Raw genomic sequence first — 18,131 nt, forward strand, 5'->3', positions numbered from 1 at the left:
CATAAATGGCCTGTTTTGATGGTTTGCGGCTTAGTAAGTGTACTTAGCCTCGAGGAAGTAGTAACCCCCATTAAATCCAAACGGCGTGTTGGTTAATGGATAGACGAAAATACCATTGAAGTTATTGTCATCTGGGCGTTTTTCAGGATACACATCAAACAAGTTTTGTACGCCAGCGGTGAAGCTTAAGGCATCGGTTGCGGCGTAGCGTACGGATAAATCCATCACCCATTGGTCGCTGTAATTCACATCACCCGTTGAGTAACCCACAGTGTAATCACCGAAATAGCTGAGGCGAATGTTAGTCTTAAAGTCACCTAATTCATGGGTCAGACCAAAGTTACCTGTGTTATGTGGCGTCGCAGAGGTCATGCGGGTTTGTTCGATATTATCGAAGAGTTTAGGGCCGAGTCCGTCCAAAATTTCAGGGAAATGAATATCTTGGATTTCAGTTTTGTTATAGGCGTACGCCAAGTTGGCGCGTAAATCGCCCCAAGAGCCGATATCAAAATCTTGGCTCACTACTAAATCGACGCCGCGAGTACGGGTATCGACGGCATTAATAAAGAAGCGCGCCGATTCTGCATTGGTATTGGCCAGCGCCGCGGCAACTGCGGGTGAGTCGTTTGGCGTCACTGAGCTTGAGAGGATAATCCTGTCATCGATTGAAATCTGATAGGCATCCAAGGTTAACGCTAAACCCGTATCATTGGTGTAGACCAAGCCTAAGCTGAAGGATTGCGACAGCTCTGGGTCGAGTTCGTTAATGCCAAGGGCCTTAGTGACTGGTGATAAGGTGTTGAAGGTGCCTGATTCGATAGGCACTAACTGGCCCGTAGTCGGATCAGGATTAAACAGGGTAGATATATTGCTGAAGTACAGCTGTTGTACGCTCGGCGCTCTAAAGCCTGTGTTCACTGTGCCGCGCAGGGCTAAATGGTCAGTGAAGTCGTAACGACCCGCGAGCTTCCAACTGGTGTTGCCGCCAAAGTCAGAATAGTTTTCGTAACGTAGCGCCGCTGCCCAATAAAACTCAGTGGTTAATTGGTTTTCAAGCTCGACATAAACACCGGTATTGTCGCGAGTTTCATCGACTTCTGACTCAGGTGTAAAGCCGGTAAAACCTTGGCTGCCCGCTGCACGGTTATCATAACCGCCATTGATGTAAGAACCCGGTTCGCCTGCGTCAATCTGATAACCGTTTTGGCGCCAAGAGACACCCGTTGCCACTAAGATCTCTGAGTCATTGGCAAAGTTATAGTAGCGCGAGATATCGATGTTCAGGTTTGCTTCGCTGGTGGACAGGGTGCCCGCATCGAATTCCGTCGGGCTATCTGGGCCGAGTGATGCGTTTAGGGTGTTTACAATGTTGTATTCGAACGAGTTTCCGCCATAGCCCGCTGAAGTATCAATATTCCACTCGCCGAGATTGAACTCATAGCCCAGCACGAATGATGAGTCGATGATCTTAGGATTGATCTGCGGTAAAAAGCCGTCGGGATAAAGCTCGGTCAAGTTACGGGCATCGAGCGCGCGGCGATAAAATGCGCCGGATTTGGTTTCACGTTGGCTAATGCCACCAAAGGCATAGAGTTTACTGTCGTTTGAGAAAGGCTGCGCCGCGTTGATAAATAAGCCTAAGTTATCGTATTCGGCGTCGCCCACTTGGTGGCTCTTACGGTTGAAAGTCGCTTCACGCGGATCAGCAGAACCGTCTGGCAGCTTAGGATATTGTTGGCGTGGATCTAAGCCTGCGCGGTTGGTGCTGTCTTTATGGTGGGCTTCGACGCCAATATTCACAAAACCGTCGTTGTTAAAACTCATCCCGTGGTTTACGCCAACGCGCCATTGTTCACCGTCACCCTGATAGGTTTGTCCGGCTTGAGCCGAGACGCTACCGCCTTGGTCGTTGTCTTTTAAGACTACGTTGATAACACCGGCAATCGCATCTGAGCCGTATTGTGCCGAGGCGCCGTCACGCAGGATTTCAATGCGTTTAATGGATGTCATCGGGATTGCGTTCAAATCGACGTTAGATGAGCCCTTGCCGACAGTGCCGCTTAAATGCACCAGCGCCGAACCATGGCGGCGTTTACCGTTTACCAGTACTAGCGTGTGGTCTGGCGACAGGCCGCGTAAGCTGGCAGGACGCACCGCATCTGAGCCATCGGTCACCGATGAGAAGGGGAAACTGTAACTTGGCGCGGCAAATTGCAGCGCCTTAGCGGTTTCGGTCATACCTGTGGATTCGAGTTGCTCCGCGGTAATGATATCGACGGGGGCAACGCTGTCGGTTGCGGTGCGCAGAGCGATCCGCGAGCCGACGACTTCAATTTTCTCAACGTTGCTGGCCTGTTCTTCTGCGTGTACGACAGGAAAAACCAAAGTTGAAGATACTGCTAATGCGATAACGGCTGGACGCATAAAACCTCTCAATGTGGATTAACCTTAAGCTGGAACGAAAACATTGAACCAACGAAAGTAACAATTCGATAGGGCGAAGGTTATCACTGTAACAATTGTTACATCTAGACAGAAAAGAACTAACTCAGAGCTTACTGTTCTAGATAATCATTTAAAGCTAGTCGAATATGTCGCCACAGCTCATATGATTGGCTAAGTGAATAAAATCATCTAGATCCATTAGGTTTGCTGAAGGTTTATCGCGCTTGGCGGCTGTGTTTTAATGGCAGTAAACCTCAGGTTTGAGGCACTTTAAGGAGTTAAGTTTTGCCCGCATTACGCTTTCTTGCAGGTCCTACGGCCTTTAACATTATCAGGGAGCAAGGTCTGCATCCCGATGCTTTTACACAACTATTGGCGGCATCCGGTGGACCCAAATGGTTAGGGATTGCGGGGCTTGATAAGTATCTTTTTGCTGAATTTTTTAAAGATAGGCAAACGCCGCTATACACCTTAGGGGCATCCTCTGGCGCCTGGCGTTTAGCCTGTTTAGCACAGCAGGATCCACTACAAGCCTACGCACGTTTAGAGGATTACTACATTGGCCAACGGTATGAAACGATACCGACACCGCAGGAAGTGAGCGAGCAGGTAAAGGGCATAGTCCAAGGAATTCTTGGCGAGACGGGTGGTCGCGAGATAGTCAATCATCCCTTTATTCATAGTCACTTAATTGCCTGCCGCGCTAAACACATCAATCGTCTTAGCCATAGATTGCCATTAGCGGCTGGGCTAGCGATGGCGGCTGCGACCAACATCATTAGCCGCAAAACCTTGGGCTGGCATTTCGAGCGGGTGGTGTTTAGCCAGCAAGTGGCAGCATCACCTTTTAAGCAACTTGACGATTTACCCAGCCAGCAGGCGAGGCTCACCGAGGCCAATATGGATGCTGTGATGTTGGCAACGGGATCTATTCCATTAGTGCTTGCGTCAGTCTCACGGATTGATGGCGCGCCCGCGGGGCAATACTATGATGGCGGCATCACCGACTATCACTTCGATTTGCCCTTATCCCATACTATTATGGGATTGACCCTGTACCCGCATTTTTATCCCCATATGAGCCCTGGATGGTTCGATAAATCCTTGACCTGGCGCCGAGCGCGCACCAATTACCATAACGCCTTGGTGCTGGCGCCTTCGGCGGAGTTTGTGGCGTCACTGCCTTTTGGTAAGGTGCCCGACCGTGAAGACTTTAAACAACTGGATACTGCGCAGCGGATGCAGTATTGGCGCCGTTCTGTTGCCTTAAGCGAGCGCCTTGCTGACGAATTTGCCGAGGTGTGTGCCAAGGGAAATATCGCCGCACACTTAGCGCCGCTGTAGGGTGAGAGAGGCAAGTACGCCTAAATGCTTTTTTAGCGTCAGCGACTTTAGGAAGGAAATTATTTCTCCTGCTACACTCTAAATTAATAAGAATTCGGCTAGTTTTTGAGCGTTTTCTTCTATAAGGGGCAGGAGGTTGCTATGCAAACACGAGAAATGGCGTTAATTATGCGCGATGCCTTGTTGCTGCCACAGGGAAGGATTGAGGTCCGCGTGGTCGAGCCGGGCCAATTGCGCATGGTCGCGGATGTGTTAAAAGGCAAATACGATTTAGCGTTTGCGGCGAGTAAGCCCAGCGGCAATCCGCCCTGTTATCCGACTGCGACACAGTGCGAGATTATCGATTTTAATCAGTTAGAAGATGATACCCTCAGCATTGTTTTAGAGGGGTGCCAAAGGGTTAGTATTCTCTCGGCTGCACAGACGAAAGATAAGTTATGGATGTCCCGCACTCTGCCTTGCCAAAACTGGCAGGAAGAGCCGATACAAGGGGAGTTCGAGCTGATCAGTGCCGCCCTTGAACAGTTTTATGAAGTAAATCCTGACTTACTAGAATTATATTCCCAAGTGCATTTAGAGGATGCGGCTTGGGTTAGCCAACGTTGGTTAGAAGTGCTGCCCATGTATAACCGCGATAAGCTGGTGCTGGTGAATCAACCCGATTGCCACAAAACCATGGACTTTGTTTTACAACTCATCAAGTCCCATGTGGACTGAAAAACCACACCGAGGCTAAAATAGCGACTCATTGTAGCCGCTAGTTCTTTTTATGACTCAAACCGCCCGCGCCGCCCAGCCTTCTTTTGTGGTACTTCCCTTAGATGTGGTCGATAAACCAACCGTGTTTTCCTTTTTGATTGATCATTTTGCCCGTATTGGCGAAGCGGTATGGCGTCAGCGCATCCTCGATGGCAAAGTACATTGGCAAGACGGCAGCTTAATTGGGCTCGATACCGCTTATCGCCCGACGGCGAGGGCCTATTATTACCGTGAAGTGCCGGTGGAAACGAAAGTCCCGTTCGCGGAGCAGATTTTATTTCAAGATGACAATCTTATCTTGGCCTACAAACCGCATTTTTTACCCGTGACCCCTAGTGGCGATTATGTGAATGAATGCCTAGTGCATCGTTTACGTCTTCGAACGGGCATCGACACTATCGCACCAGCGCATCGACTTGATCGTGAAACCGCCGGAGTGATCCTGATGACCATTCGTCCTGAAACGCGGCATATTTATCATCAGCTTTTTGTCGATGATGCGATTCGTAAAGATTATCAAGCGATTGCCAAACTTACTCCTGAACTTTTGGCACAACATGCGAGTGGCGAATTAATGTTGCCACGACATTGGACGGTCAAAAATCGCATGCAACGCAGCGAACCCAGTTTTACCATGAAAATAGTCGAAGGCGAGGCAAATACCCATTCGGAAATAAGCTTGATCGCGATTAAAGGGCAGTTTGGATTATTCGAGTTAAGTCCGATTACCGGCAAAACTCACCAATTGCGGGTGCATATGCAAAGTCTTGGTATGCCATTATTAAATGACCGCTTTTATCCAACCTTATTACCTCAAGGGCCGGATGATTTTGCCAAACCACTACAACTCTTAGCGCAGCGATTACGTTTTGTCGATCCTCTTTCGGACAATAAACATGATGTTCAATGCGAACACTTGTATATAAATATCGATTGATGTTATTTATTTGTGTTGAAACTCGTTTATTCGTTTTTTAATACCCTGTCTTTAGTTGAAATATAAGTTTTATCTGTTTATATTTATTGTTCTTAATAAATAATTAAGGTCAATATTGCTGTGGTTTAAGCTATTTTTGATACTTTGTGTTACATCTGTTTTTGATGTTCTCATTGCTCTAGCCTAATCTAGGATAAGATTAAGCGTTAGAAGAGTCTTCTGATGATAACTCAGTGTAAGAATTACTTTTATAAGTTATTACATGGATGTTTGCTTTTATGATGGGTGTTTTTATATCTGCGTAAGGTTTTTATATGACATCTACATATTCAGTAAGTATTGCAGACGATTGTTATTACGAAAATTTTATTTGGATTGGTCCTTGCCATAGACAATCTTGGTATCCTGATTTTGATGCATTTAATTCTGTTGAAGCTTTGTTAGAACTGGGGCATTCAGCAGAACTAATTGTATTATCGTTGCAGACGGAAGAACAAGATAAGTGTCTCCGTGTTCTTAGAGAAAATGATGCTACTTTTTTGAGTCATATATTAGTCTGCCATGAAAGTGCCTTATCTCCTTATTTAGCAAATGGTTTATGGAATGCTGAATATAATGAACACTATCAAATATACAAACTGAAGAAGCAGCAGGTTAAGTTAGATTATCAAGATGATCCTCGTTATAAGCTGCTGGCTTATCTGTGGTGTCATCACAATGCCATATTAGAACCGCATTCCGTACCTGAAAAAAAATACCTCTATGATTATCCGTTATTACGCTGTTTTGGTATTCATCCTGAGGAAAGCTTTACTTGGTTGGGCGAATTACAAAAATCTCAGTTGATTGAAAAGGCTGAATTATCTAATCGATTACGTTTTTGCCCTGGGTGTCATTCTGGGCATCTTAATTACATCGATGTCTGTCCCCAATGTCATAGTATCGACATCGAGTTGCAAAGTAGTTTGCATTGTTTTAACTGTGGGCACGTTGGTGCTCAAGCATCATTTCGCAAGTTGAATACGCTAAGTTGTCCAAACTGTTTACAAAGCCTGCGTCACATTGGGGTGGATTACGATAGGCCGATAGAGAATCAGCATTGTAATAGCTGCCAAACCTTGTTTGTCGATGCTGTGGTGGAGGCAAAATGCTTGCATTGCCAGCTCAGCAGCAAGCTAGATGATTTGCATGTAAGGAATGTGTACAGCTTTAAACTGGCGATCCCTGGGCGTACCTTAGTTCGTCAAGGGCGTTCGCAATCTTGGTTCGCCTTTGAGCCAGGTGAGCAAATGACCAGTGCACAGTTTTTTTGGTTGGTTGATTGGCAAAATAAATTGGCGAAACGCCATCATCAAACCCATTCTATTTTGTCGATTCAAATGCTCAATGTAGATGAGTTTTTGCAGGCAGAGGGCGAGGCGAAGGGCTTTGCTCAGCTTGATGCCCTGCAAGAGCGGCTGCGAAGCGTTATTCGGGTGACTGATGCATGCAGTAATTATACCCGTGATGGTTTGCTGATGTTACTGCCCATGACGGATATGAGCCAGCTAAAGAGTATCTATAAGAAGTTGTTTGATCTTAAAGAATTGCAATCCACATCTAAGATTGAACTCAGCGTAAAAGCCCTAACCTTGCCCGCGGACATTGGTGAAAATGTGGGTGAATGGCTAACAGATCAATTAGTTAAAGCTAAGCCAATATGAGTGAGTTCAACACCATCAGCTACATGGTGCTCGATATCTGGCACCAATTGGCTGAACACTTAAGCTTTTTCGCTTGGCTGGTGCCGCTCATACTGCTGTATGAGGCGCCGCTAATGCTATTGGTGCTCACTGGCATTATGCGGTTTTACTACACCAACTTCGTACAAGTGCCTCGGCAGTCACTTTATAAACCTAAAGTTTCCTGTGTGATCACTTGTTATGCCGAGGGTGAAGCTGTCAAATCGACAATCGATTCCTTTATCGAACAGGTTTATGACGGTGAGATAGAGATCATTGCTGTTGTTGATGGTGCCGTCCAAAACGCACTGACTTATCAAGTTGCGATGGCGGCGGCCAAGGCTTGCCAAGCACCAAATCGCAAGGTGGTGGTGTTGCCCAAGTGGCAGCGCGGAGGCCGGGTGTCGACCTTAAATGCGGGGCTATCAATTGCCACGGGCGACATTGTGATCAATGCCGATGCGGATACCTCGTTCGACAATGACATGGTGTCGCAGATAGTGCCCTATTTTGAAGATCCTAATGTGCCCGCTGTTGGGGGCGCATTAAGGGTGCGCAATGTGAATGAGTCGATATTGACTCGCATGCAGTCGATTGAATATCTGATCTCAATGCAAGGTGGAAAAACCGGACTTGGGCAATGGAACCTGCTGAATAATATTTCTGGGGCTTTTGGCGCTTTTAGGCGGACCTTTTTAATTCAAATTGGCGGCTGGGATACCCATACTGCTGAAGATTTGGATTTAACCGTGAGGATTAAGCAATACTTTAAGCGTCATCCAGACTGGCGTATTCCTTTTGCGACCTTGGCCGTTGGCCATACAGATGCGCCGGCCGATCTCAAAACGTTAGTGTTACAGCGCCTGCGTTGGGATGGGGATTTATTATTTTTGTATTTTCGCAAACACTGGCCAGCCTTTACGCCTAAGCTGCTCGGCACCGGAACCTTTATCTTTACCTTGCTCTATGGTTTCTTGCAGAACGTGTTGATGCCATTTGTTATCGTATTTTATTCCATCGGAATAGTGCTGAGTTATCCGTGGCAGTTTATTACCTCAATTTCGCTAACGATTTATGGCTTCTATTTTGCCATCTTAGTGTTCTTCTACTTGATGGTTTTATTAGCAATTTCGGAGCGATTGTCCCAGGACTTACGTTTAGCCATTTGGTTACCTTTATATCCGTTTTATGCGCTGTTTATGCGTTTAGTGTGTCTATTTGCGCTATTGAATGAGGTTTTTCGCCGCTCCCATGAAGAAAGTTCAATGGCGCCGTGGTGGGTTTTGAAACGTGGGAGAAAGTTCTAATGAAAGTGAATTATCAACCGAGCGACAAAGCGCAACGACCAACTGATGACAAAGGCATAGGGGTAAAATATGCCGCAGCTAAAAGAGGGGGCTTTAAAGGGCGTTGGTACTTGTTATTAACCTTAGTTATTGCACCTGTAGTTGTGGTCGGCTGGATATTACTGCGCCCTCATTTGTTTATTTTGGCCAGTGGCATAGTGACTACCGAACCCTTAGAGGTGCGTGCCCCAAGTGCTGGAGATGTGGCCGCGATTATGGTGAAACGAGGTGATGTGATTACCAAGGGAGCCGATATTCTCACCTTAGTAGATACGCAGTTAGATGCTCAGATCCAAGAGTTAGAGAAGCAATTATCTCAGCTTGAGTTTGATCATCTCAGCATCAATGCTGAAATCCTCGCGCAATTACAACAGCGTATCGATGTCGCGGCTGAAGGTGTTACGCGGCAGAATGGTTTGCTTGATAGTTTTGAGCGTTACCAACGTCAAGGTGTTGTTCCCACGGCTGATATGGCGGCGGTGTTACAGGCGCATACTGCTGCAAAAATGGCGCTTGAACAGGCAAAAGTCGATTTGATGCAGGCACGTCAACAGCAGAAAACCGAGTTGCTTGCGGGGTCCATCGCTCAATCAAAATATAATATCGAGCTGCAGTTAGCTCGATTAAGAGCGCAAGAGTCGCAATTACATATCAAGGCGCTTAATTCGACTCGCGTGGTCGATGTGCTAGTACAAACGGGAGAGCATATAGTCGAAGATAAACCCCTCGTACTGCTCTCGGGGCGTAAGGAGGCGGTCATCTTTGCCTATCTTGAGCCTAAGTACTTGGAATACACTGCTATTGGTCAAAAGGCAACCATCAAGTTACCCAATGGCACTCGGTTACGCGCCGAGATCTCTGAACCCACCGAGCTGGTGGGGCGCTTACCTAAGCAATTGTCAGGTCCCTTCGATGGCGAAAAACCCGTATTGAAAATCACCTTGAAGCCGGAAACTGATTTGCCTACTGCTATTGAAGGAGTTCCTGTTGAAGTGAGTTTCGATTATCTTTGGTAGCCATTCCTATTGGATAAATGTCGCTCTCAATAAAGCGAAGTGAGGGCGGTGTACAAATTTTAATACTGTTCTGTGCGTGCCAGCTTTGGTTTTAAACTAGTTGGCGGTAGCCTTATATGGTTATGATACTGTCCGACCAACGTTTCAGTGCTGCGTTTTATCGGCCCATTAGGATGGTAAGATGACCAAATCTGCAATCATTTCAATTTTGCTCTGTCTCGCAGTGCTTTTAGGCGCCATGTATGTTGGTAACTGGACGAAACATCCTTATGTTCATGAGTTGACAACAGAGATCCGTAAAGCGAGTGCGGTAATCGAACCCAAAAAGCCAAGTGCAGAGATCATGCAGGAGGATGAGAGTAAAGCCGAATCGTCATCCTCACCAAAGGTCATTTGGGATCAGATGTTAGATAATACCTCGCCGCTAAAGCGTCCCGAGTCACAGCTATTTAATCAGAGCTTACCCAAGCAAGAAGATAGCGCGGTAACGCCAGCTAATTCGGCCGTGGTTGAAAAGCGTGTTGAACCGTTGCAATAAGCTATTCTTGCCTCGGTGGTTCGAACCGAGTTTCGCTCATATCCCCATGTAATACGGCAATTTTAGTGGGCTCGCCATTATCCGCTAATACCAAAATGCCGATGCCGCTGCGGTTGACTAAACGCTTGCTCCGTTCGCCATTTGGCCGTCTGCCCCGTAATGACATTCGCTTTCGCTTGGTAAATAGGTTCAATGGTGAGAAGTGGCCGTAAAGCCAACCATTGAGCTTGTCGAAAAGTGGCAGCAGTTTTTCGGGGAACTGGTTTTTAATCCCGCTACAGGTAATTTGGTAAATCTTTGGGCTGCTACGGCGAAAGCGAATGCTGATGTCATAGGCAAAGGAATAGTGCACATCCCCCGAGAGGATCACAAATTGCTCTGGGGTCTTGCGGTGCATAAAGATGCTTAGCAAAGCATTGGCTGCGCCCGGATGCGCCATCCAGTTTTCCGCATCAACCAGCAGCGAAGCGCCCATAAAAGTGGCCATGCGTTGCACCGCCTCAATCACTTTGACACCAAACATCGGCGCGGGCGAGACGATAATGACCTTAGATTGACCCAGTAGCGCCTGCTGTAAATCCATTAAGGCTTCCCAATCCATCAAGCCCGAGGGTTTGGCGAGATTCGATTCGCTGCGCCAACGGCGGGTGCGAGTATCGAGTACAACCAGCTTGGGTGAGGTGTCTAAGCTGTAATGCCATTGCTCAAATGTCAGTAAGAGATCAATCAAGGCATCCTGAGTGTTAGGGTCGGGGCGATTGAAAAACGCATCTAACTTTGGGCGAACCTCGGCATTAAATTTATCCGGTGCATTACCTAATCCTTGGAATAAGGTATAGGCAATCAAGGCATTACCAATGATTCGTTTAGAAAATGCATGACCGTAGGCGGCTTGTTCCCATTTAGCGGTCAGATTCCAATCATCGGTAATATCATGGTCATCAAACATCATATACACGGGAATATGCGCCATAAGGCGCCTAACCTGAGTGAGTCCCGCTTTAAAGGCCAGTAAGTTTTGCCATTCTTTTTGCCACCGCAGCTTGTTGGCGGCAGAGAGACCGTCGACATCCTTGGGTAAATCAACCAACTCCCATAGTTCGGGCGACCAAGTGAGTAGGTATAGGGCGATCATTTCACTCAGGCTAACTAAATGGTTTTCTGCGATGGATGAGGTAAATATCGGATGGTTGACATACCAGCGCCAAAGCGCAGTTTTGGCGGGATATTCGGTACGTGGCAGCAGCGTTTTATGGCGTAAGTACAAGCTATCGGCTTGATAACGGATTGCCTCGCTTCCCGCAATAGTGGCGCCGTGAAAGGCTTCATGGTGCAGGCCGAGTTTTTCAATCACCTGACCAATGGCGCATAACATGGGGCCAGCCACATCATCCACATAAACTTGATCGCCACTGAGCATTAACAGGGCTGGGCGCTGCTGCGAATCCTTATCGATAAGCTGTGCTAGCGTGGTATCGGCGGCGACTAAGGCATCCTCGCTATGGTGGTGGGGGTTGCGGCATGAGCCATGCCATACCTGTTTGAGTTCGGTGCAAAAGTAAACCTGGGGTGAGTCGGCACCGCTATAGTGCAATCCATTGACACCATTGAAAATATCGCCAATCCCCTTAGCCGAAACGCGGTATGGAATAGCCGTTTCAGGCGTAAGCAGTGTAGGTCGCGACACACTAATCAAATACTGAAAGGCGTGTTTGCCGAGTGGGATGCAATGCACTTCTTCCTCTGTTAACCCATAACTTTGCTCCCCTAAGGCCAGTTGTAACTCAGTCAATGGCTCACGGCTCACAAACCAGAGAGTAAAGTGCGAGGCATCACAGTGGCGCAGCATCGGGCCTGCGAGGATAAGGGGAAGTGCTTGAGTCAAATTCAGCCTTTTATTGTTAATCAGGTCGAGTGGGATAAACCCAAATCAGTTTACGTACGGGCAAATAAGAGTAAACAAGTGCGTTGAATATGAAAAGCTTTTAGAATTATCCGCCAAATGGGTGGCTAAGGAGTTTGGGGCAATATGGCAAATATTATGGTGACGGGCGCAACCGGATTACTCGGCAGGGCGGTCGTTAAACAGTTAACTGCCGCAGGGCATAAGGTGATTGCCACCGGCTTTAGCCGCGCCGAAGCGAATATCCATAAACTCGATTTAACCCAAGCTATTACAGTAGAAGCCTTTATTGCCCACGAACGGCCAGAGGTTATCGTGCACTGCGCCGCTGAGCGTCGCCCCGATGTGTCCGAGCACTCGCCTGAGCAGGCTTTGGCGCTGAATCTGAGCGCTAGCCAAACCCTTGCTAAGGCCGCTAAACAGCATGGAGCTTGGCTGCTGTATATCTCAACCGACTATGTGTTTGATGGCACAACGCCGCCCTATGCCGAAGATGCCGCACCCAATCCCGTCAACTTTTATGGTGAGTCTAAATTACAGGGTGAAACCTGTGTGCTGAATACCGACAGCGGTTTTGCGGTATTACGTTTACCGATCCTCTACGGCGAAGTGACTCAACTGAGCGAATCTGCGGTATTAGTGTTAATCAATCAATTACTGGATAGCAGGCCGCAGCGGGTCGATGCTTGGGCCATTCGCTCGCCGACCTCGACGGCGGATATTGCTGGCGCCATCGCTAAGCTGATCAAGCGGCAGTTACATGTTGCCGATGTGTCTGGGATTTATCATTTTAGTGCGTCGCAAACCATGACTAAGTACCAAATGCTACTGAGTTTAGGTGAGTTATTGGCGATTAACACCGCGCATTTAATCCCTGAACTCACACCGATGGATCGCGCTAAAAGGCCGCAAAACTGCACCTTAAGTTGCGGGCGTTTAGCGGCGCTGGGCATTTATTCTGAGTTGGAATTTAGCGCAGGGCTTAATCAGGCGCTCGCTCAATCCAGTGCAGCACTTGCAGCTGCTGGCCTTAAGCTTAAGGAATAATGATGGTTAAAATTTTAGGAGCGAATCTGCAAGCCGCCGACCAAGTCGCGCTGCTGCGCACCTTAGGTTTATTGCTGCAAATTGGTTTGACGTTGTTTGCCGCCGATACCTTTGGCCTGAGTTTGCAAATGGAGCCGCTCATGCACGTGTTTGTGCTGGAGGTGCTCTATCTTTCGCTCACATTAGCATTACGTAAACCCTTGTTTGCTAAAGAGCGCGGCCTGTTTATTGCCCTGAGTCTGGATACGTTGTTTTGGATTTCTTGGCTGTATTTTTCGGGCGGGGCGACCAATGCGTTTATTTCGCTATTATTGTTACCTATCGCCTTGGCTGCGGTCACATTGCCTATTTGGGCGCCTTGGAGCTTGACCGCGATATCAACGCTTGCCTATAGCCTGATGATTTTTACCGTGCCAGAGTCGCAGATGCAGCACCATGGCATGGATATGAGTTCCCACTATTTAGGCATGTGGTTTAACTTTGTGATTTCAGCCTTAGTGCTGACCACCAGTGTGGCACTGATCGCCAAACGGATGCGCCGTCAGGATGCGCAGCTTGCCTATATGCGCGAAGGACAACTGCGGCAGGAGCAGTTAGTGGCGCTCGGTACTGTGTCGGCGCAAATGGCCCATCAATTAGCTACACCACTCTCAACACTGCATTTATTGCTCGATGAGTTAAGGGAAGAACCCCCTGAACCCTCAATAACCTTAGTTGAAATGGAAACCGCACTGGGGCGTTGTGAGCACACCTTGGCGGAGCTGCGATTGGCGACCGAGTCGATTCGTGACCGTCGTCAGCGGCCTCAAAATATCACTGAGCTGGTGGCTGGATTAAAACAGAAAACCCAGTTATTGATGCCGCAAACAGAACTCAATTGGTTGATAACCTGTGAGCCTAAGCTGCTAGAAGAAAAGCAGATCTTAACCGATATGAGCTTAACTCCCGCCATTATGGCCTTGATTGAAAATGCCGCCCGCGCCAGTGTCGAAACCATAGGTACTTCGCAGGTGGATATTAGCGTCGATTGTTCGCCAAGCGAGGGGCAGGCTTATTTGCAGATCCGTGATTATGGCGCGGGTATCGCCCCTTCATTATTGCCACAATTAGGCACCTTATTAATCGAAAGCCCTAAAGGCTTAGGCGTAGCCTTGTTACTGAGCCATGCTAGCTTGGAGCGTTTAGGGGCGGAGCTTATTCTGGCAAATCATCCCCAAGGCGGCACCGTGGCGCAAATTCGTTTTACACTCTTGGCGCCTAAAGTGCCAACTGGAGAAACCGTATGAAACGGTTATTGATTATTGAAGATGATCAAGCGCTTGCAGGTATTTTAGCGCGGCGTTTGACTCGCCATGGGTTTGAATGTCGTTTAAGTCACGATGCCAGTAGTGCCCTGCTGGTGGCGCGGGAGTGTTGCCCAACCCATATCCTGCTGGATATGAAATTGGCCGAGGCCAACGGCCTGAGTTTAATTGTGCCGCTGCGTAATTTGTTACCCAAAGTGGTGATGGTGCTACTGACGGGCTACGCCAGCATTGCCACCGCGGTGGAGGCGATTCGTCTTGGCGCGGATAACTATCTGGCTAAACCCGTCGATACCCAAACCCTGCTAGCCGCCTTTGAGCTTGATGCTTATACCAATACCTTGCAAGAAGATGATGTTGACGACTCACCGCTTAATCCTAAACGGCTGGAGTGGGAACATATTCAGCAGGTGCTCAATGCTAATCAGGGCAATGTGTCGGCTACCGCTCGGCAACTGGGTATGCACCGCCGCACCTTGCAGCGTAAGTTATTAAAGAAACCGGTGAGTGAAACGGGCCGCTAAAGTAAACGAGTATTCGCTCAAGGAAGGAGGCGTGGAATGCGTGAGTATGATGGTGTTGAGGTGCGTTATCGCAGGCCCGATGCCGATTTAGCTAAAAGCTTACAAGTGGTTGAAAATCTATTGGGCTTTGCCCCCGATCCGCAGCAGTTAGACTTTGATTTATCCTTTTGGGCGGGCGGTGTTGGGGTGCTCGATAAGCTGGCGATCTCCTGCAATGTTTCGCCCGAGCAGTGGCAAACACTCAAGCAAAAGCTGGACTTATATTCCCCCGAAGAGATGGTTGCGAGGGATGATTGCCGCGAAGACTTTATCTGGTTAGTCGCCGACGATGAGGAGTGCAGTGATATTTTGGCGGCTTCGGCGCAGTTTATTAATGACAATAAGGCACCGTTTCAAGGGGAATGTGACACTTCGCAGTCAATCCACTTTGGCTATATGAGCGATGTGAATACTTGGACGGCAGTATGGGGGCAAGGCAGCCGCATCAATTATGCCTACTTTTGTCAGGGTTAAGAGTTGCCAGGGTTAAGAGTTGCCAAGGTTAAGAGGTGTCAGTACTGAAAGCTGCCAAGGTTAACCAGTATCAGTGCTAAACGCTTGTGTCGCTACCAAGGCAGTTCTACCCCATCGTAGGCCAAAAATTGCCCTGTTTGAGTTGGGGTGGCATTGGTAATAATGCCCACTAAACATTGGGCTACGTACTCTGGTGTAAACAGCTTTTCTTTGGGTACACTCTGCTGAAAAGGTTTGGATAGTGGCGTATCTGTGGTGCCGGGATGCAGTGACAGCACCACGCAGTGTTTGATGCTTCTTTGCCATTCAATCGATAGCGTTTTAAGGAACATATTCAGCGCCGCTTTCGAGGTGCGATAGCTGTACCAACCACCTAATCTGTTATCGCTTATGCTGCCGACTTTGGCCGACACTACAGCAAATCTTGCCGACGTACTGCGTTTTAACGCCGTTTCAAAGTGCTGTGCCAGCATCATACTCGGCAGCGTATTGAGCTGGATATTGTGCATGAAAAAATCCCCATCGAGTGCCTGCAGGCTTTTTTCTGGCCCCTTATCCTCCGTGTGCAGCACGCCAATACAGTTGATTAGCCAATCTAATTGGGGGATGTTTTGACTCAGTTGCTTAATTTCCTCCTCAAGGGTGATATCCAGCTGATGCCAGATAACGCCATCGTCTCGCCCAGTATCTGGCCGATGCTGTTTATAGGTCGCATGAATAGTGGCCTCGGGATAGGTTTCGCCAAGCTTATTGACTATCGCTTGACCTATACCACCGCTGCCGCCCAGTACTAGAATATGCATGGCTTTTCTCCTCAATACTCAGTCGTTATAGCCATTCAAGTTGCGCTATATGCTGTTCCGCAGTGGCCAAAATCGCCTGTTTAACCGACTCCTCGGTGTTATCCCAAGTGCGGTACAGCATGGCGATGCGTGGATTGTGGGAGAGCTGCGCGCGGTGTTTATCCATAAAGCGCCAATACAGGCTGTTCAATGGGCAGGCTGATTCGCCGCTACGTTCTTTTATCTTGTAATGACAACTGCCGCAGTAATCACTCATTTTATTGATATAACTGCCGCTTGCGGCATAGGGTTTAGTGCCGACGATGCCGCCATCGGCGAATAGCGCCATACCGCGAGTGTTGGGCATTTCGACCCATTCAATCGCATCCACATACACGCCTAAGTACCATTTATCCACTTCATCGGGGGCGATTTCGGTCAATAAACAAAAGTTGCCAATCACCATCAAACGTTGAATATGATGGGCATAGGCATAATCGAGTGACTGAGATAAGGCGTGGTGCAGGCAATTCATTTGAGTCTTGCCATGCCAAAAGTAGTCGGGCAGCTTGCGCGTGGCCTCGAGGGCATTAATGCTGGCGTACTTTGGCATATTCGCCCAATAGATGCCGCGCACATATTCACGCCAACCGATGATTTGCCGAACAAAGCCTTCGACTTGGGCTATCTCAATAAAAGGGTTGGCATGATAGTGCTCAATCACCGCATTGATCACTTCTAATGGGCTGATTAATTTGGCGTTTAAGCTAAAGGACAGCCGACTATGATACAGGCTCCACTGCGCTGGATGTTGCTGGGTCATCGCATCTTGAAACCGGCCAAAGGCGGGCAGGCAATACTCACAAAAATGTTTTAGTAATTCGAGGCTTTGCGCGCGGTTTATCGGCCAGAGTAAATGCGTATCCGCCTTGCCCATAGTATTAATCCCATGGCGCATAAGGCGAGCGAGAATGTCTTGCACATTGTGGCCAAACATCAAAGGTGTAGGTAAAGATTTGATATCTTGGGATTTAAGCTTTTGCCTGTTGTTGGCATCAAAGTTCCACTGTCCGCCAACGGGCTTGCCATCTGTCATTAAGATATTGAATCTTTTGCGCATTCGCCGATAAAAATGCTCCATCAGCCTGTGTTGCCCTTGGGGGAATTCCCTATCAATTTCGTCAAAGGGGAATAAAAAGTGCTCGGTATCGACGCAATTCACCACGGCATTGGCCAACTTCAACTGGCTTAATTGCGCGAGGAGTCGATATTCGTCAGGCCGTTGATATTCAAACTTAATCGCCCCTGTTTCGGCAACATAGTGTTGGAGTAGGGCATTAAGATCGACAAAGTCTTGGGTATCGTCGAGGGTGAGGTAATGCACTTGATGCCCCGCCGCGCCAAGCTCGCTGGCAAACTGCGCCATGGCACTAAAGAACGCACAAATTTTTTGCACATGATGCGTCACATAGGTGTTTTCTTGATGCAATTCTGCAATTAAATACAGCACCTTAGGATCGACTTGCTGATACCAAGTATGCTGGGCGTTAAGCTGATCGCCCAAAATCAGCCTAACCGTATGGAAGTGCTGTAATTGCTGCTGTGATTGCTGCCGTAATTGCATTAGGTGGACTCTGGTGGATGGTATTTGCAATTGTGGATTACGATGATATGGGTGGTTGGGATCAATCTGAAGATTGCTCTACGAGGGTAGTTTTATCGCTGTGATTTGGGATTGGTTAACTGATTTGAATATCGAATCGGATGAAGTGATGTAAAAGCAAAGTCAAAGTCGTGGGGCTTCACCCCACACCCGACCAAGGAGGACTGCTCGTCCTATCCTCCTTGGATTCTCCAAGACGCCCCAACGGAGTTGAAAGCCCCTTGTGCTCATAGCCAAATTTGCTATCGCTTCCGAAGGATGCGTCCCTGCACATGCGAAAGCTAGCTCT

At 48.0% G+C, this 18,131-nt stretch carries 15 protein-coding genes; 11 read left to right on the forward strand and 4 right to left on the reverse strand.

The window, feature by feature from the left end:
• Positions 1 to 30: 30 nt before the first annotated feature.
• Positions 31 to 2,424 (reverse strand): TonB-dependent receptor plug domain-containing protein, encoded by a 2,394-nt coding sequence (locus tag M0413_RS02970; RefSeq protein ID WP_249553142.1) that lies wholly within the window; start codon positions 2,422 to 2,424, stop codon positions 31 to 33.
• Between the two features lie 306 nt (positions 2,425 to 2,730).
• On the opposite strand from M0413_RS02970, the gene M0413_RS02975 reads away from it, so the two are divergent.
• The 7 genes from M0413_RS02975 to M0413_RS03005 all read left to right on the forward strand — a co-directional run bounded on the left by M0413_RS02975 (position 2,731) and on the right by M0413_RS03005 (position 10,106).
• Positions 2,731 to 3,789: an alpha/beta hydrolase gene (locus tag M0413_RS02975; RefSeq protein WP_249553144.1), complete on the forward strand. Its 1,059-nt coding sequence runs from the start codon at positions 2,731 to 2,733 to the stop codon at positions 3,787 to 3,789.
• Positions 3,790 to 3,930: 141 nt separating this feature from the next.
• Positions 3,931 to 4,506: an LON peptidase substrate-binding domain-containing protein gene (locus M0413_RS02980; protein ID WP_249553145.1), complete on the forward strand. Its 576-nt coding sequence runs from the start codon at positions 3,931 to 3,933 to the stop codon at positions 4,504 to 4,506.
• A gap of 52 nt (positions 4,507 to 4,558) precedes the next feature.
• Complete coding sequence (locus M0413_RS02985) at positions 4,559 to 5,485, forward strand: pseudouridine synthase (RefSeq protein WP_249553147.1); 927 nt, start codon at positions 4,559 to 4,561, stop codon at positions 5,483 to 5,485.
• A 314-nt stretch (positions 5,486 to 5,799) separates the two neighbouring features.
• Positions 5,800 to 7,188: a TackOD1 domain-containing metal-binding protein gene (locus M0413_RS02990; RefSeq protein ID WP_249553148.1), complete on the forward strand. Its 1,389-nt coding sequence runs from the start codon at positions 5,800 to 5,802 to the stop codon at positions 7,186 to 7,188.
• Positions 7,185 to 8,513 (forward strand): glycosyltransferase family 2 protein, encoded by a 1,329-nt coding sequence (locus M0413_RS02995; RefSeq protein ID WP_144376558.1) that lies wholly within the window; start codon positions 7,185 to 7,187, stop codon positions 8,511 to 8,513. The genes M0413_RS02990 and M0413_RS02995 overlap by 4 nt, the downstream gene beginning before the upstream one ends.
• Positions 8,513 to 9,568: an HlyD family secretion protein gene (locus M0413_RS03000; RefSeq protein ID WP_203432641.1), complete on the forward strand. Its 1,056-nt coding sequence runs from the start codon at positions 8,513 to 8,515 to the stop codon at positions 9,566 to 9,568. Before M0413_RS02995 ends, M0413_RS03000 begins: the two co-directional genes overlap by 1 nt.
• Positions 9,569 to 9,749: 181 nt before the next feature.
• Positions 9,750 to 10,106, forward strand: coding sequence for a hypothetical protein (locus tag M0413_RS03005; RefSeq protein ID WP_037422696.1), 357 nt, complete (start codon positions 9,750 to 9,752; stop codon positions 10,104 to 10,106).
• Between the two features lies 1 nt (position 10,107).
• On the opposite strand, the gene M0413_RS03010 is transcribed toward M0413_RS03005, so the two are convergent.
• The gene (locus tag M0413_RS03010) at positions 10,108 to 11,955 is read right to left on the reverse strand and encodes an alkaline phosphatase D family protein (protein WP_249553221.1); all 1,848 of its coding nucleotides are present in this window, start codon (positions 11,953 to 11,955) and stop codon (positions 10,108 to 10,110) included.
• Positions 11,956 to 12,135: 180 nt separating this feature from the next.
• Between M0413_RS03010 and M0413_RS03015 the strand changes: the two genes are divergently transcribed.
• The 4 genes from M0413_RS03015 to M0413_RS03030 are packed head-to-tail and all read left to right on the forward strand — an operon-like array spanning position 12,136 to position 15,397.
• Positions 12,136 to 13,056 (forward strand): dTDP-4-dehydrorhamnose reductase family protein, encoded by a 921-nt coding sequence (locus M0413_RS03015; RefSeq protein WP_249553150.1) that lies wholly within the window; start codon positions 12,136 to 12,138, stop codon positions 13,054 to 13,056.
• A 2-nt stretch (positions 13,057 to 13,058) separates the two neighbouring features.
• Positions 13,059 to 14,342 carry a sensor histidine kinase gene (locus M0413_RS03020; RefSeq protein ID WP_249553151.1) on the forward strand — a complete coding sequence of 428 codons (1,284 nt, stop codon included), beginning with the start codon at positions 13,059 to 13,061 and terminating at the stop codon, positions 14,340 to 14,342.
• Positions 14,339 to 14,884, forward strand: a complete 546-nt coding sequence (locus tag M0413_RS03025) for a response regulator transcription factor (RefSeq protein WP_249553153.1) — start codon at positions 14,339 to 14,341, stop codon at positions 14,882 to 14,884. Before M0413_RS03020 ends, M0413_RS03025 begins: the two co-directional genes overlap by 4 nt.
• Before the next feature lie 36 nt (positions 14,885 to 14,920).
• Positions 14,921 to 15,397: a hypothetical protein gene (locus M0413_RS03030; protein WP_249553154.1), complete on the forward strand. Its 477-nt coding sequence runs from the start codon at positions 14,921 to 14,923 to the stop codon at positions 15,395 to 15,397.
• Between the two features lie 92 nt (positions 15,398 to 15,489).
• On the opposite strand, the gene M0413_RS03035 is transcribed toward M0413_RS03030, so the two are convergent.
• Positions 15,490 to 16,200 carry an SDR family oxidoreductase gene (locus M0413_RS03035; protein ID WP_249553155.1) on the reverse strand — a complete coding sequence of 237 codons (711 nt, stop codon included), beginning with the start codon at positions 16,198 to 16,200 and terminating at the stop codon, positions 15,490 to 15,492.
• A 25-nt stretch (positions 16,201 to 16,225) separates the two neighbouring features.
• Positions 16,226 to 17,803: a cryptochrome/photolyase family protein gene (locus tag M0413_RS03040; RefSeq protein ID WP_249553156.1), complete on the reverse strand. Its 1,578-nt coding sequence runs from the start codon at positions 17,801 to 17,803 to the stop codon at positions 16,226 to 16,228.
• Positions 17,804 to 18,131 lie beyond the last annotated feature (328 nt).

The sequence above is a fragment of the Shewanella sp. 8A genome, assembly GCF_023475945.1.
Lineage (GTDB): Bacteria > Pseudomonadota > Gammaproteobacteria > Enterobacterales > Shewanellaceae > Shewanella > Shewanella xiamenensis.

Coding starts and splice junctions, on each gene's coding strand:
- M0413_RS03015 (WP_249553150.1), top strand. CDS start 12,136: ATGGCAAATATTATGGTGACGGGCGCAACCGGATTACTCGGCAGGGCG.
- M0413_RS03010 (WP_249553221.1), bottom strand. CDS start 11,955: ATGCTGCGCCACTGTGATGCCTCGCACTTTACTCTCTGGTTTGTGAGC.
- M0413_RS03020 (WP_249553151.1), top strand. CDS start 13,059: ATGGTTAAAATTTTAGGAGCGAATCTGCAAGCCGCCGACCAAGTCGCG.
- M0413_RS03035 (WP_249553155.1), bottom strand. CDS start 16,200: ATGCATATTCTAGTACTGGGCGGCAGCGGTGGTATAGGTCAAGCGATA.
- M0413_RS02990 (WP_249553148.1), top strand. CDS start 5,800: ATGACATCTACATATTCAGTAAGTATTGCAGACGATTGTTATTACGAA.
- M0413_RS02980 (WP_249553145.1), top strand. CDS start 3,931: ATGCAAACACGAGAAATGGCGTTAATTATGCGCGATGCCTTGTTGCTG.
- M0413_RS02995 (WP_144376558.1), top strand. CDS start 7,185: ATGAGTGAGTTCAACACCATCAGCTACATGGTGCTCGATATCTGGCAC.
- M0413_RS03040 (WP_249553156.1), bottom strand. CDS start 17,803: ATGCAATTACGGCAGCAATCACAGCAGCAATTACAGCACTTCCATACG.
- M0413_RS03030 (WP_249553154.1), top strand. CDS start 14,921: ATGCGTGAGTATGATGGTGTTGAGGTGCGTTATCGCAGGCCCGATGCC.
- M0413_RS03005 (WP_037422696.1), top strand. CDS start 9,750: ATGACCAAATCTGCAATCATTTCAATTTTGCTCTGTCTCGCAGTGCTT.
- M0413_RS02985 (WP_249553147.1), top strand. CDS start 4,559: ATGACTCAAACCGCCCGCGCCGCCCAGCCTTCTTTTGTGGTACTTCCC.
- M0413_RS02970 (WP_249553142.1), bottom strand. CDS start 2,424: ATGCGTCCAGCCGTTATCGCATTAGCAGTATCTTCAACTTTGGTTTTT.
- M0413_RS03000 (WP_203432641.1), top strand. CDS start 8,513: ATGAAAGTGAATTATCAACCGAGCGACAAAGCGCAACGACCAACTGAT.
- M0413_RS03025 (WP_249553153.1), top strand. CDS start 14,339: ATGAAACGGTTATTGATTATTGAAGATGATCAAGCGCTTGCAGGTATT.